The following is a 12,332-nucleotide window of genomic DNA, read 5'->3' on the forward strand; positions in this document are numbered from 1 at the left end:
AAAGCTTTCCTCAACGGGCAAGGGCTGACACGATCCGGTCATGCTTGCGGAGGGGCGCCGATCCATGAGGGACGATGTGACACAGGACCCTTCGCTCGCGCCGGTGATCGCCCTCGCGCAATCGGTGCAGGCGGGCCTCGTCGGCCATGAGGCGCTGGTCGAGCGGCTGATGACCGCCATCCTGTCCGGCGGGCATGTGCTGATCGAAGGCCCGCCGGGCCTTGCCAAGACCCGCGCCGTCAAGCGCCTTGCCGCGGGGCTGAGCGGCAGTTTCGCCCGCATCCAGTGCACGCCCGACCTGATGCCCTCGGACATCACCGGAACGCAGGTGTTCCGGGCGGATGGGGGGCGCTTCGACTTCCTGCCCGGCCCGATCTTCCACGAACTGGTGCTGGTGGACGAGATCAACCGCGCCCCGCCCAAGGTGCAGTCCGCCCTGCTGGAGGCGATGGGCGAGGCGCAGGTCACGGCGGGCGGCACCACGCGGGCGCTGAGCGATCCGTTCATGGTGGTCGCCACCCAGAACTCCATCGAGCACGAGGGCACCTTCCCGCTGCCCGAGGCGCAGCTCGACCGTTTCCTGCTGCATCTCGACCTCGGCCTGCCGGGAGCCGAGGCGGAACGGGCGATCCTCGATCTGGTCGAGGCCGAGGGGCAGGCCGGACCGGGCGCCCCCACAACGGACAGGCTGGGCGGCGAGGCGATCCGCGCCGCCCGGCAAGCGGTGGCGGGCATTCATCTGGCCCCGGCGCTCAAGGATTTCATCGTGCGGCTGGTGGTCGCCACGCGCGAGACGGCGGGCGGCCCGCTCGAAGGTTTCGTCGAACATGCCGTCTCGCCGCGCGGCAGCATCGCGCTGGCGGCAAGCGCCCGCGCCCGCGCCGCGCTTCACGGCCGCGATCACGCGCTGCCCGAGGATGTCGAGGCGCTGGCGGGCGATGTCATGTCGCACCGGCTGATCCCCAGCTGGCGGGCGACGTCGGAAGGGCTGTCCTCCCGCGATCTGGTCGGGCGGCTCGTGACTCATGTCCGGCCGTGGTGATCCCGACCCCGCGAGCCTGAGCGCAGCGGCGCTCATGGCGCTGGAGCCGCAGGCGGCGCGGGGCCCGCGCGAGCTGGCGAGCCTTGCCGAGCGGCCCGGCACCACCGCCACTCGCAAGCGCGGCCAGGGACACGAGATCCGCGAGATCCGCCCCTATGTCGAAGGGGACGACCTGCGCCATCTGGACGCCGCCGCCACCGCCCGCAGCGGCACGCCGCAGATCAGGGGCTTCCACGAGGACCGCGAGCGCAGCCTGATGCTGATCGCCGATTTCCGCCGCCCGATGCTGTGGGGCACCAAGGCGCGGCTGCGCTCGGTCGCGGCGGCCGAGGCGCTGGTGATCGCCGGCTGGCGGGCGATCCTGTCGGGCGGCGCTGTCGGCGCGGTGGTGCTGTCGGATCACGGCCCCGAAGTGCAGGCGCCGCGCCCGCGCCATCGCGGCATGGCCGGCGTGGCGGGCCTTCTCGCCCGCGCGCATGGCGACGCGTTGCGGCGCGCGCGGGGCGGGCGGGATGGCCAGCGCGATCTGGCCCCCGATCTGGCCGCCGTCGCCCGGCATGTGCCGCGCGGCGCGGGGATGGTGCTGGCGACGGCGCTGGACCGGCCGGGGCGCGATCTCGATGCGGCGCTGGCCGCGCTTCGGGCGCGCGGTCCGCTGCGCGTCCTGCTGGTCGAGGACGCCTTCGAGACCGCGCCGCCGCCCACGGCCCTGCCGGTGCGGGATGGCGCGGGCGCGGGCTGGGCGGACTTCGCCGGGCTGGCGCCGGACCGCGACCGCCGCGCCGCTCGTCTGGCGATGCCGGGGCAGGAGGTGCGCCGCCTCGCCACCCATCGGGGTCCGGCATGACGCCCGAGATCGTCGGCGCCCTGCACGACCCGCGCCTGCCCGAAGCGTTCACCCGGCTCACGATCTGGGACCTGCTGCTGGCGCTCGGGCTGGGGCTGCTGCTCGCCGCGCTGGTCCTGACGCTCGCCGCGCCGCTGCTGTCGCGCCGCGTGCGCCGCCCGTCGCTTTCCGGGCGGCTCGGCCATGCCGCGTCCCTGCCCGAGGGGGAGCGGCTGCTCGCCCTTGCCCGGATCGCCCGCGAACGGGGCGTTGCGCTGCCCGACGAGGCAAGGGCCGCGCTTTACAGCGGGCAGTGCGCCGATCCCGCGTGGATCGAGGCGCTGATCCGCGCCGGGGCGCGCCGATGATCCAGCTTGCCGCGCCGCTCATGCTGCTCGCGCTGGCGCTGCCGCTTCTGGCGCGGCTGCTGCCGCCCCGGCCCGCGCCGGGGCTTGCCATGATCCTGCCCGACGGGGTCCGCGCGGCGGGCGTCCGCGGTCCCGGCCCGGACGGGCGGCGGGGGCTTGTCGCGCTGTGGCTCGTCTGGGTTCTTCTGGTGCTGGCCTCGGCCCAGCCGCAGCGGCTGGAACTGGCCCCGGATCGCAGCGCCTCGGGCCGCGACATCCTGATCGCCCTCGACATGTCGGGCAGCATGGCGACGCCGGATTTCGCGCTGGACGGCGAGACGACCACCCGCCTTGCCGCCGTCAAGCGCGTCGCCCAAAGCTTCATCGAGGCGCGGCGCGGGGACCGGATGGGGCTGGTGGTCTTCGCCGACCGCGCCTATGTGGCCGCGCCGCTGACCCATGACCTGCCCGCCGTCACCCGCGCCCTGCACGAGGCCGAGATCGGCATTTCCGGGCGCTCGACCAACATCTCGGAAGGGCTGGGTCTGGCGCTGAAGCGCATTCTGGCAGGGGACGCGGAAAGCCGCGTGATCGTGCTGCTATCGGATGGCCGCGATACCGCCGAGCTGCTGGACGCGGCGCAGGTCGGCGGGCTGGCGGCCGAGCGCGGGGTGCGCATCCACAGCGTCGCGCTCGGCCCCGAGGATCTGGAGACCCGGCCCGCGGCCCGCGACGCGGTGGACGTGGCGACGCTGCGCGAGATCGCGAGCGCGTCGGGGGGCGAGACGTTCCGCGTCCGCTCCACCGGCGATCTGCAGGCGATGGCCGAGGCGCTGGACCGGCTGGAGCCGAACCCCTCGACCCGTCCGCCCGTGGCGGTGGCGCGCGCGCTGTGGCCGTGGCCGGCGGGGGCGGCGCTTCTGCTGCTGGGCCTTGCGCTGTGGCGGCGGCTGGCATGACGGCTTTCGTCCTTCTGCGGCCGCTTTGGTTGCTGGCGCTGCTGCCGCTGGCCGCGCTGTTCCTCTGGCTGCGCCGCCGGGGTGCGGCGGGCGGGTGGGAGGCGCTGGTCGAGCCGTCGATGCTGAAGGCGCTGCGCGGGCTCGGCCTGCTGGTCGAGGGCGGCGGACGCCGCATGGCGCTGCTGCCCTGGCTCGCGGCCGGGGCGCTGGCGGTCGCGCTGTCCGGGCCTGCCGTGCTGCGGCCCGGCGCGACGGAATTCCGGGCGCTCGATCCGCTGATCCTGATGCTGGACCTGTCGCCCTCGGTCGTCGCCGACGAATCCGTGCTGAACGAGCTGCGATCCCGCGCGGCGGAGCTGCTGGCGGGGGCCGAAGGGCGGCCCGTGGGCGTGCTGCTCTATGCCGGCGACGCCTATCTTGCCTCGGCCCCGACGAGCGACGCGGCCAGCCTTCAGGGGCTGGTCGCGGTGCTGGACCGGGGCATCGTGCCGGTCGCGGGCAGCCGCCCCGACGTCGCGCTGTCGATGTCGCGCGACCTGTTCGCGGCCCCGGACGTGCAGGGCCTTGGCGGCGCCGATCTGGTGGTGCTGTCGGATGGCGGCGGCATCACGCCCCGCGCGATCGAGGAGGCCGCGCGGATGAAGACCGACGGCGCCCGCGTCTGGACCCTCGCCCTGCCGCGCGCGGCCGAGGGCGCGCCGCCCGCCGATGGGGCGGCGCTGGAGCAGCTGGCAGCCGCCGGCGGCGGGGCCGCCTTCGCCAGTGCGGCGGTGCCCGACCTGATGGCGCGGATCGCGCGGGCCCGCACGGCGCGGCTGGCAGAGGAAAGCACGGCCGGGCAGGCGTTCCGCGACTTCGGGCCGCCGATCCTGCTGCTGGCGCTGCTGGCGCTCTGGCCGCTTTTTCGGAGGCAGCGATGATCCGGGGGCTGCTGGCCGGAACCGGCGCGGTCCTCGTCCTGCTCGCGGGGCGGGCGGCGATGGCGAAGCTGCTGCTCGTGCTGGGCCTGCCGGGCCTTGCCGCGCCGCTGCTGGATGACCCGGCGGTCGCGGGCGTCGCGCATTACCGGGCCGGGGACTATGCGGCGGCGGATGACGCCTTCCGGCAGGCGGGGCGCGGCTCGACCTACAACCGGGGCCTGTCGCTCGCCGCGACCGGCGATCTGCCGCTGTCGCTGGCCTATTTCGACGCCGTGCTGTTCGGGAACCCGGCCGACAGCGAGGCGCGAGAGAACCGCAATGCAGTGAACGCCCTCATCCCGCCCCATCTGGGCGAGGCGAACGCCGCCGGACGGATCGCGGCCGAGGCGATCGCGGAACCCGGCGGCTCGCCCCTGGACGAGATCAAGCGGCTCGGCCGCCCGCTCGATTCCGGGCGGCGCGTTGCCGATGCCGCCTGGCTGGAGGCGCTGAGCGATGATCCGGCCGAGTTCCTGCGCATGCGGCTGGAGGCCGAGCACAAACGGCGCATGTCGCTTGGCCTCGTCGCCGCGGAGGAGGGGGATCCGTGGTGAGAGCGTTCCTTCTGTCCCTGCTCCTGCTCATCGGGCCGCTCGCCGGGGCGCTGCGGGCCGAGGGGAACCTGTCGCTGACGCTGATGACCGAGGCGCGGAACCCGGTGGTGGGCGAGATGATCGAGGTCACGATCCGCGGGGTCTATGACCGCAAGATCGCGCTGGAGGATCTGGTGATCGCGCCCGGCGACGCCTTCGACTGGATCCAGACCCACCCCGACGACTGGCGCGAGGAGCGGATCGACGGCCTGCCCTGGATCGTGTTCGAGCGGCGGATCGCCATCTGGCCGCGCCGCGCCGGGACGCTGCAGTTCGGCCCGGCCGAGCATCGTCTGACGATCATCGACCGGGCCAGCCAGCGGCAGCACGTGACCGTGAAGGCACCGCCGCTGATGGTTTCGGTCGGGGAGTTCCCGACGCTGAAGGGCTGGCACATGACCGGCCGCGCGGTGGAGCTGACGGACGAGCTTTCGACCGATGCCGCCCGCCTCGCCGATGGCGAGCTTGTCACCCGCACGGTGCGGCTGAAGGTGCTGGGCGCCCTGCCGGAGCATCTGCCGCCCCGGCCGGTGGTGTCGGAGAACTGGCTGATCACCTTCGCCGCCCCGGTCGAGCGGAACCTGACCCTCACCGCCGACGGCCCGGTCGCCGAGGCGGTCTGGACCTGGCAGTTCCGCCCGCATACGGGCGAGCCGGGCATGCTGGAGCCGGTGACGATCCCCTGGTTCAATACGCGCGAGCATCGGTTGGACGCCGTCCAGATCCCGCCGCTCGCGATCGGTCTGGCGAGCTTCTACACGGGTGAGAGGCCGAAGGGCCGGATCGAGGCGGGGCAGATCGCGCTGCTGTCCGGCGTGACTCTGACCGGGCTGCTGGGCGGGATGGGCGTCGCGCTGTGGCGGATGGCGCCGGATGTGACCCGCAGCGGCCTTGGCCGGCTTCGGGCCCGTTGGTCGCCGCTGCTGCGGCTGCGGCTGATGCAGGCGCGGCGGCGCGGCGATCTGCTGGCCCAGCGGCGGATCGTCGAGGAAATCGGCAGGCCGGAGGCGGAGCGGCACGCCCTTGACCGGCGCATCTACGGACGGCCCGGACGCGGTTAGGAAGCCGGGGCGCGTCGTTTGCTTACGGCGCCAGCCGCGCGGGACTTGCGCCGGTCCGGGCGGACGGCAATCCGCCCGGACCGGCCGTTCCCCCGATTCTGGCCCTTTCGTCATCACCCTGTTACACGATCATATTTGTGGCACAGGAGATCGCCATGATGCGCGCGTCGCTTTCGCAGCGCCTGGTCGCTTTCATCACCCTTCCCACGCTGCTCATGCTGGCGCTCGGGTGGTTCTGGCTGGACGACCCGGCGCTGTTCTTCAAGGAGGGGCGCACGGTCGAATTCTGCTCGGTCGTGCTGCTGTTTCAGGCCATCATCTGCTGGTTCGCCGTCCACGGCCGGGCGGGGTGGCGCGAATGGCAGATCCCCGCCCTGCTTCTGCTGTTCGCCATGCGCGAGATGGATTTCGACAAGCGCTTCACCGAGCACGGCCTTCTGAAGCTGCGGACCTATACGGGCGACGCGCCGATAGCGGTCAAGCTTCTGGGCAGTCTGGCGATTCTCTTTTCGCTGGTGGTGATCTGGCGGATCGTCACCCGCAATGCGCGGCCATGGTGGCAGGACCTGAAGCGGGTCGAGTTTCACGCCATCGCGGTCCTGCTTGCCGGGGTTCTCACGGTGGCCGCCAAGACGCTCGACGGGCTGGGGCGCAAGCTGCTGGATGTGGGAATCACCGTTTCCGCCCGCGTCAATACCCAGGCCGGACATATCGAGGAAAGCATCGAGCTCGTATCGTGGTGGCTGCTGGGCCTCGCCATCGCCCATCTGCCGGCGGCGCGGCGGGCGGCCGATCCGGCCTCGCGGGGCGCGATGGAAGGCTGGAACGCGACCGCGGCGGGGCAGGCGCCGCGGCACTGATCCGCGGCGATCATCCGCGCCCGCCGGGGTCCTGCGGCCCTGCGGCCCTGCGGCCGCGTCACAAATCCCACACCTGCGGCCAAATGCATCACCGCGAAGGCGGCTCGCCGCTGGACGGGCGGAATGTTGACGGCTAGAACCGCGGCTGCGAGGGCTGTCTGGCGAGGGTGGCCCCATGATCGTATCGGCCCGGCCCTTCCGCGCTGGCCCCGAATTGGAGAATGCCCGTGTCCCACGCAGATGATAACGCAGGAGATCACGGCGCAACCCGGAGGGACTTCCTCTACTACGCGACCGCCGGTGCCGGCGCCGTCGCGGCCGGGGCTGCCGCCTGGACCCTGATCAACCAGATGAACCCCTCGGCCGACGTGCAGGCGCTGTCCTCGATCCAGGTCGATATCAGCGGCGTCGCCGAAGGCACCCAGCTGACGGTCAAGTGGCTGGGCAAGCCCGTCTTCATCCGTCACCGCACACAGGACGAGATCGACCAGGCCCGCGCCGACGACGACGCGGCGCTGATCGACAACAGTGCCGAGAACGCCAACAAGCCGGGCGAGCCCGCGCTGGATGAGAACCGCACGCTGGACGAGGAAGGCCGCTGGCTGGTCATGATCGGCGTCTGCACCCATCTGGGCTGCGTGCCGATCGGTGACGGCGCGGGCGATTTCGGCGGCTGGTTCTGCCCCTGCCACGGGTCGCACTACGACACGTCGGGCCGCATCCGCAGGGGCCCCGCGCCGACCAACCTGCCGGTTCCCGTCGCCGCCTTCATCGACGACACCACCATCCAGCTGGGCTGAGGAGACGCGACACCATGGCCGGTATCCCCACGGATCACTACGAACCAAAGACCAGGGCTGAGCGCTGGCTTCACCGCCGCCTGCCGATCGTCGAGCTGATCGTCGATTTCGTCACCCTGCCGACTCCCAAGAACCTCAACTGGATGTGGATCTGGGGCATCGTGCTGACCTTCTGCCTCGTGCTGCAGATCGTCACCGGCATCGTGCTGGCGATGCATTACACCCCGCATGTGAGCATGGCGTTCCGCTCGGTCGAGCACATCATGCGCGACGTGAACGGCGGCTACATGCTGCGCTATCTGCACATGAACGGCGCGTCGCTGTTCTTCTTCGCCGTCTACCTGCACATCTTCCGCAACTTCTATTACGGCAGCTACAAGCCCCCGCGCGAGATCACCTTCATCATCGGGATGCTGATCTATATCCTGATGATGGCGACGGCGTTCATGGGCTATGTGCTGCCGTGGGGCCAGATGTCCTTCTGGGGCGCCACCGTCATCACCGGCCTGTTCGGCGCGATCCCCGGCGTCGGCCCGGCGATCCAGACCTGGCTGCTCGGCGGCCCGGCGGTGGACAACGCGACGCTGAACCGCTTCTTCTCGCTGCACTACCTGCTGCCCTTCGTGATCGCCGCGCTGGTCGTCGTCCATTTCTGGGCGTTCCACACCACCGGCAACAACAACCCGACGGGCATCGAGGTGCGCCGCACCTCGCGCGAGGAAGCCGACCGCGACACCGTTCCGTTCTTCCCCTACTTCGTCATCAAGGACCTCGTGGCGCTGGCCCTGATCCTGGTGATCTTCTTCGCGGTTGTCGGCTTCATGCCGAACTATCTCGGCCACCCCGACAACTATATCGAGGCGAACCCGCTGGTGACGCCCGCGCATATCGTGCCCGAATGGTATTTCCTGCCGTTCTACGCGATCCTGCGCGCCTTCACCGCCGATGTCTGGGTCGTGATGTTCGTCAACTGGATCACCTTCGGGATCGTGGACGCCAAGTTCTTCGGCGTGCTGGCGATGTTCGGGGCGATCATCGTGATGGCGCTGGCGCCGTGGCTGGACACCAGCCGCGTCCGCTCGGGCCGCTACCGGCCGCAGTTCAAGTGGTGGTTCTGGCTGCTGGCCATCGACTTCGTGGTCCTGACCTGGGCCGGGGCGATGCCGGCCGAAGGGATCTATCCCTACATCTCGCTCGCCGGCGCGGCCTACTGGTTCGCCTACTTCCTGATCATCCTGCCGCTGCTGGGCCTGATCGAGAAGCCGAGCCCGATGCCTGCCACGATCGAGCAGCAATTCAACGAACACTACGGGCAGTCCGCCCATCCGGCCGAGTAAGGAGACGTCGAGATGACCTTCAGAACCGTTACGCTGACGGCGGTCGCGGCGCTCACGCTCGGCATGACCGCCCACGCGCAGGAGCAGCGCACGATCGCCGTGCCGCTGAACGAGCCCGGCGCCGCCGCCCCGGCGCTGACCGGCCCCGGCACCGTGGTGACGCGCGGCCCGGACGGGACGAGCAACGTGGAAACCATCGGCGGCGTGCCCGCCGATGAGGCCGGCACCGCCGATTCGCAGGCGAACGTGGAGCCGACCGAGACCGGCGCGCCGGTCCCGGGTGCGATCGCCGACGCGGACGAGAGCAGCGCCGACCTGCTGGCCGAGCCGACCGCCGCCATCACGGACGCGGACATCTCGGGTGAGAGCGCATCGAGCGCCGGGCCGGGCAACGTCGCGGCGGGCACCACTGGCACCGGCGATCCCGCCGCAACCCGCGCAACCGGCGTTCCGGCCGAGCAGCCGCTGCTGCCCATGACCGACCCGGATGCCGAGGCGGAGCCCACGCCGACGATCACGACCGAGCAGACCCCGCGGCCCACCGCCGAGGGCGAGACTCCGGCCCCGCAGGCCAACCCGGCCGAGGCGCAGACCCGCGCAGCGACGGGCACCGCCGCACCCGAGGGCGCCCCCGCCGAGCCGGTCCCGACCGTTACGGCAGGCGAACCGCCCGCCGCCCCGCAGGAAGGCCTGCCCGACTCCGCGACCCTCGACGCCGTGACGGCGCCGGTCGTCGTCGAAACCGACGCGCCGGCCGTTGAAGAGGCCCCGGCTGACGAAGCGGCTGTCGAGGAGGCCCCCGCCGGCGAAGAGGCTGTCGAAGAAGCTCCTGCCGAGGAAGCCCCGGCCGAAGAAGAGGCGGCCGCCGACGAGGTGCCGCCCGAGGAGGTCGTCGCCGAGGAAGCTGTCGCGGTCGCCCACGAGCAGCATATCGAGGATGTCAGCTTCTCGTTCGAGGGGCCGTTCGGCACCTACGACCAGCTCCAGCTTCAGCGCGGCCTGCAGATCTACACCGAGATCTGCTCGGCCTGCCACGGGCTGAAGCAGGTGGCCCTGCGCACGCTGGCCGACGAGAACGGGCCGGGCCTCCCCGAGGATCAGGTCCGCGCCTATGCCGCGCAGATGTCGATCATCGACCTTGAAACCGGCGAGGAACGGCCGCGCCTGCCGACCGACTTCTTCCCCGAAGTCACCGGCGAGGGCATGGGCCCGGACCTGTCGCTGATGGCGAAGGCGCGCGCCGGCTTCCACGGTCCCTACGGCACCGGCATCAGCCAGCTCGTCAGCGGGATGGGCGGCCCCGAGTATATCTACTCGCTGCTGACCGGCTATACCGAGGAGACCAACGAACAGGCCGGCACCTTCTACTACGAGAACCACACCTTCCCCGGTGGCTGGATCTCGATGGCGCCGCCGCTGATGGACGACATGGTGACCTACGAGGACGGCTCGCCCGCCGACCTGCACAACCTTGCAATGGACGTGTCGGCCTTCCTGATGTGGGCGGCGGAACCCAAGCTGATGGACCGCAAGCAGGTCGGGCTGGTCTCGGTGCTGTTCCTGATCCTGCTGACGGTGCTGCTGTATCTCACCAACCAGCGCCTGTGGTGGCCGCTCAAGCACGGCAAGGACAAGCTGGGCGACGACCGCTGAGCGGATCGCCAGGCTGGATACACAGAACGCGTCCCATGGGGGCGCGTTCGTTCGTTTCGGGGGTGGGCTTTTCGGAGGGGCGGCATGGCCATCTTCAACTTCGGTTCGATCAACATCGATCATGTCTATCGGCTGCAGACGCTGCCCCGGCCCGGCGAGACGATCGCTTCGCGCAGCCTGACGCTGGGGCTGGGCGGCAAGGGCGCCAACCAGTCGATCGCGGCGGCGCTGGCAGGCCGCGAGGTCCGGCATATCGGCGCGATGGGCGAAGCGGACGGCTGGGCTCTGGATCGCCTGCGCGGGGCCGGCGTGGATGTGTCGCGGATCGCCCGCCTGCCGGATGAGCCGACCGGCCACGCCATCATCATGGTCGAGGACAGCGGCGAGAATGCCATCGTCGTCCATGCCGGCGCGAACCGCGCCATGGCCGAGCGGGCGGTTCTGGACGCGCTGTCCGAAATCGGACCCGCCGACACCCTGCTGTTGCAGAACGAAACCGCGCATCAACAGGCAGCCGCTGCACATGCCCGCGCGGCTGGCGCCCGCGTCATCTACTCCGCCGCGCCATTCGAGGTCGAGGCGGTGCGGGCGGTCATGCCCCATGTCGCGATCCTCGCCGTCAACGCGGGCGAGGCCGCGCATCTTGCCGCGGAACTCGGGGCCAACCTGCCATGCGAGGGGATGGTCGTGACGCTGGGCGCGCGCGGGGCGGAATACCGCGATCTCCGCTCGGGGGAGGTGACGTCACAGGGGGCATTTGCGGTGACGCCGGTGGACACGACGGGGGCAGGCGACTGCTTTACCGGCTGGTTCGCGGCGGGGCTGGATGCCGGGCAGACTGCCGCCGGGGCGCTGCGCCACGCCGCCGCCGCTGCCGCGATGCAGGTCACCCGCCCCGGCGCTGCGGACGCCATGCCGACCCTGGCCGAGGTCCGCGCCTTCATGTCGCGCCAGACCTGACCCGCCGCGCTTGCGGGCGCAGCCCGCAGCGCATATCTGCCACCCATGCGCCTTCCCTTCCTCAACCCCGCGCCTTCCGTGGCGGTGATCCGCCTGCACGGCACGATCGGCGCCGCCTCGCGCGGCGCGGGCCTGTCGGATGCAGCCCTGGGCCCCCTGCTGGAGCGCGCGTTCCGCAAGGGGCGGCCGCGCGCGGTGGCGCTGTCGGTCAACTCTCCGGGCGGCTCGCCGGTGCAGTCCTCGCTGATCGCCGCTCGCATCCGGCGGCTGGCCGCGCGCCACAGGCTGCCCGTCCATGCCTTCGTCGAGGACGTGGCGGCCTCGGGCGGCTACTGGCTCGCGAGCGCGGCCGACGATATCTGGGCCGACGACAGCTCGCTTCTGGGATCGATCGGCGTCATCGCGGCCGGTTTTGGCTTTTCCGACCTGATCGCCCGTCACGGGATCGAGCGGCGGGTCCACACCGCCGGCCGCTCGAAGTCGATGCTGGACCCGTTCCGGCCCGAAAACCCCGAAGACGTTGCCCGGCTGGAGCGGCTGATGCGGCCGATGCACGACGCCTTCAAGGCGCAGGTGGTCGCGCGGCGGGGCGCGCGGCTGGCGCAGGAAACGGACCTCTTCACCGGCGACATCTGGACCGGCCCGCAGGCGGTCGAACTGGGCCTTGCCGACGGCATCGCCCACATGGAACCGAAGCTGCGCGAGCTTTACGGCGACGACGTGCGCCTGCGCCGCTACGGGGTGCGCAAGCCGTTCCTTCGCCGGATGGGCATGTCGGCGGACGATCTGGTGGATGCGCTGGCCGAGCGCAGCCGCTGGCCGGATCTGGGGGGCTGAGCCGTGATCAAGGGCGTCATCCTCTGCCTTCTGCTGCTGATCGCTGTCGCGCTGTTCACGGGACCGGCGTTCCGCCGGATGCTGCTGCGTGTCCTGGG

At 71.5% G+C, this 12,332-nt stretch carries 13 protein-coding genes; all 13 read left to right on the plus strand.

What is annotated here, in order from left to right; translation table 11 throughout:
• Positions 1-64 precede the first annotated feature (64 nt).
• Positions 65-1,042 (plus strand): MoxR family ATPase, encoded by a 978-nt coding sequence (locus tag KTN05_RS09625; RefSeq protein ID WP_217329184.1) that lies wholly within the window; start codon positions 65-67, stop codon positions 1,040-1,042.
• The gene (locus tag KTN05_RS09630; RefSeq protein ID WP_217329185.1) at positions 1,026-1,889 is read left to right on the plus strand and encodes a DUF58 domain-containing protein; all 864 of its coding nucleotides are present in this window, start codon (positions 1,026-1,028) and stop codon (positions 1,887-1,889) included. The genes KTN05_RS09625 and KTN05_RS09630 overlap by 17 nt, the downstream gene beginning before the upstream one ends.
• Positions 1,886-2,236: a hypothetical protein gene (locus KTN05_RS09635; protein ID WP_217329186.1), complete on the plus strand. Its 351-nt coding sequence runs from the start codon at positions 1,886-1,888 to the stop codon at positions 2,234-2,236. The genes KTN05_RS09630 and KTN05_RS09635 overlap by 4 nt, the downstream gene beginning before the upstream one ends.
• Positions 2,233-3,174 carry a VWA domain-containing protein gene (locus KTN05_RS09640; protein ID WP_217329187.1) on the plus strand — a complete coding sequence of 314 codons (942 nt, stop codon included), beginning with the start codon at positions 2,233-2,235 and terminating at the stop codon, positions 3,172-3,174. Before KTN05_RS09635 ends, KTN05_RS09640 begins: the two co-directional genes overlap by 4 nt.
• A complete protein-coding gene (locus KTN05_RS09645; protein ID WP_217329188.1) occupies positions 3,171-4,094 on the plus strand; it encodes a VWA domain-containing protein in 924 nt (307 codons plus the stop codon). Before KTN05_RS09640 ends, KTN05_RS09645 begins: the two co-directional genes overlap by 4 nt.
• On the plus strand, positions 4,091-4,687 hold the full coding sequence (locus KTN05_RS09650; RefSeq protein ID WP_217329189.1) for a hypothetical protein: 597 nt from the start codon (positions 4,091-4,093) through the stop codon (positions 4,685-4,687). Before KTN05_RS09645 ends, KTN05_RS09650 begins: the two co-directional genes overlap by 4 nt.
• Entirely contained in the window at positions 4,684-5,787 is a 1,104-nt protein-coding gene (locus KTN05_RS09655; RefSeq protein ID WP_371823322.1) for a hypothetical protein, read from the plus strand. The genes KTN05_RS09650 and KTN05_RS09655 overlap by 4 nt, the downstream gene beginning before the upstream one ends.
• A 155-nt stretch (positions 5,788-5,942) precedes the next feature.
• Complete coding sequence (locus KTN05_RS09660; protein ID WP_217329190.1) at positions 5,943-6,647, plus strand: hypothetical protein; 705 nt, start codon at positions 5,943-5,945, stop codon at positions 6,645-6,647.
• Between the two features lie 221 nt (positions 6,648-6,868).
• Positions 6,869-7,447 carry a ubiquinol-cytochrome c reductase iron-sulfur subunit gene (petA, locus tag KTN05_RS09665; protein WP_254368103.1) on the plus strand — a complete coding sequence of 193 codons (579 nt, stop codon included), beginning with the start codon at positions 6,869-6,871 and terminating at the stop codon, positions 7,445-7,447.
• Between the two features lie 14 nt (positions 7,448-7,461).
• Positions 7,462-8,784: a cytochrome b N-terminal domain-containing protein gene (locus KTN05_RS09670; RefSeq protein ID WP_217329191.1), complete on the plus strand. Its 1,323-nt coding sequence runs from the start codon at positions 7,462-7,464 to the stop codon at positions 8,782-8,784.
• Positions 8,785-9,657: 873 nt separating this feature from the next.
• Positions 9,658-10,437, plus strand: coding sequence for a cytochrome c1 (locus KTN05_RS18100; RefSeq protein WP_371823330.1), 780 nt, complete (start codon positions 9,658-9,660; stop codon positions 10,435-10,437).
• A gap of 84 nt (positions 10,438-10,521) precedes the next feature.
• The gene (locus tag KTN05_RS09680) at positions 10,522-11,397 is read left to right on the plus strand and encodes a ribokinase (protein WP_217329192.1); all 876 of its coding nucleotides are present in this window, start codon (positions 10,522-10,524) and stop codon (positions 11,395-11,397) included.
• A 45-nt stretch (positions 11,398-11,442) separates the two neighbouring features.
• Positions 11,443-12,234, plus strand: coding sequence for a S49 family peptidase (locus KTN05_RS09685; protein ID WP_217329193.1), 792 nt, complete (start codon positions 11,443-11,445; stop codon positions 12,232-12,234).
• Positions 12,235-12,332: the final 98 nt, after the last annotated feature.

Source organism: Paracoccus sp. Z118 (assembly GCF_019061185.1).
Taxonomy (GTDB): Bacteria; Pseudomonadota; Alphaproteobacteria; order Rhodobacterales; family Rhodobacteraceae; genus Paracoccus.

Bases quoted from the DNA above. Each gene is read 5' to 3' on its own strand.
- KTN05_RS09685 (WP_217329193.1), top strand. From the start codon at position 11,443: ATGCGCCTTCCCTTCCTCAACCCCGCGCCTTCCGTGGCGGTGATCCGC.
- petA (WP_254368103.1), top strand. From the start codon at position 6,869: ATGCCCGTGTCCCACGCAGATGATAACGCAGGAGATCACGGCGCAACC.
- KTN05_RS09650 (WP_217329189.1), top strand. From the start codon at position 4,091: ATGATCCGGGGGCTGCTGGCCGGAACCGGCGCGGTCCTCGTCCTGCTC.
- KTN05_RS09680 (WP_217329192.1), top strand. From the start codon at position 10,522: ATGGCCATCTTCAACTTCGGTTCGATCAACATCGATCATGTCTATCGG.
- KTN05_RS09645 (WP_217329188.1), top strand. From the start codon at position 3,171: ATGACGGCTTTCGTCCTTCTGCGGCCGCTTTGGTTGCTGGCGCTGCTG.
- KTN05_RS09625 (WP_217329184.1), top strand. From the start codon at position 65: ATGAGGGACGATGTGACACAGGACCCTTCGCTCGCGCCGGTGATCGCC.
- KTN05_RS09635 (WP_217329186.1), top strand. From the start codon at position 1,886: ATGACGCCCGAGATCGTCGGCGCCCTGCACGACCCGCGCCTGCCCGAA.
- KTN05_RS09640 (WP_217329187.1), top strand. From the start codon at position 2,233: ATGATCCAGCTTGCCGCGCCGCTCATGCTGCTCGCGCTGGCGCTGCCG.
- KTN05_RS09660 (WP_217329190.1), top strand. From the start codon at position 5,943: ATGATGCGCGCGTCGCTTTCGCAGCGCCTGGTCGCTTTCATCACCCTT.
- KTN05_RS09670 (WP_217329191.1), top strand. From the start codon at position 7,462: ATGGCCGGTATCCCCACGGATCACTACGAACCAAAGACCAGGGCTGAG.
- KTN05_RS09630 (WP_217329185.1), top strand. From the start codon at position 1,026: ATGTCCGGCCGTGGTGATCCCGACCCCGCGAGCCTGAGCGCAGCGGCG.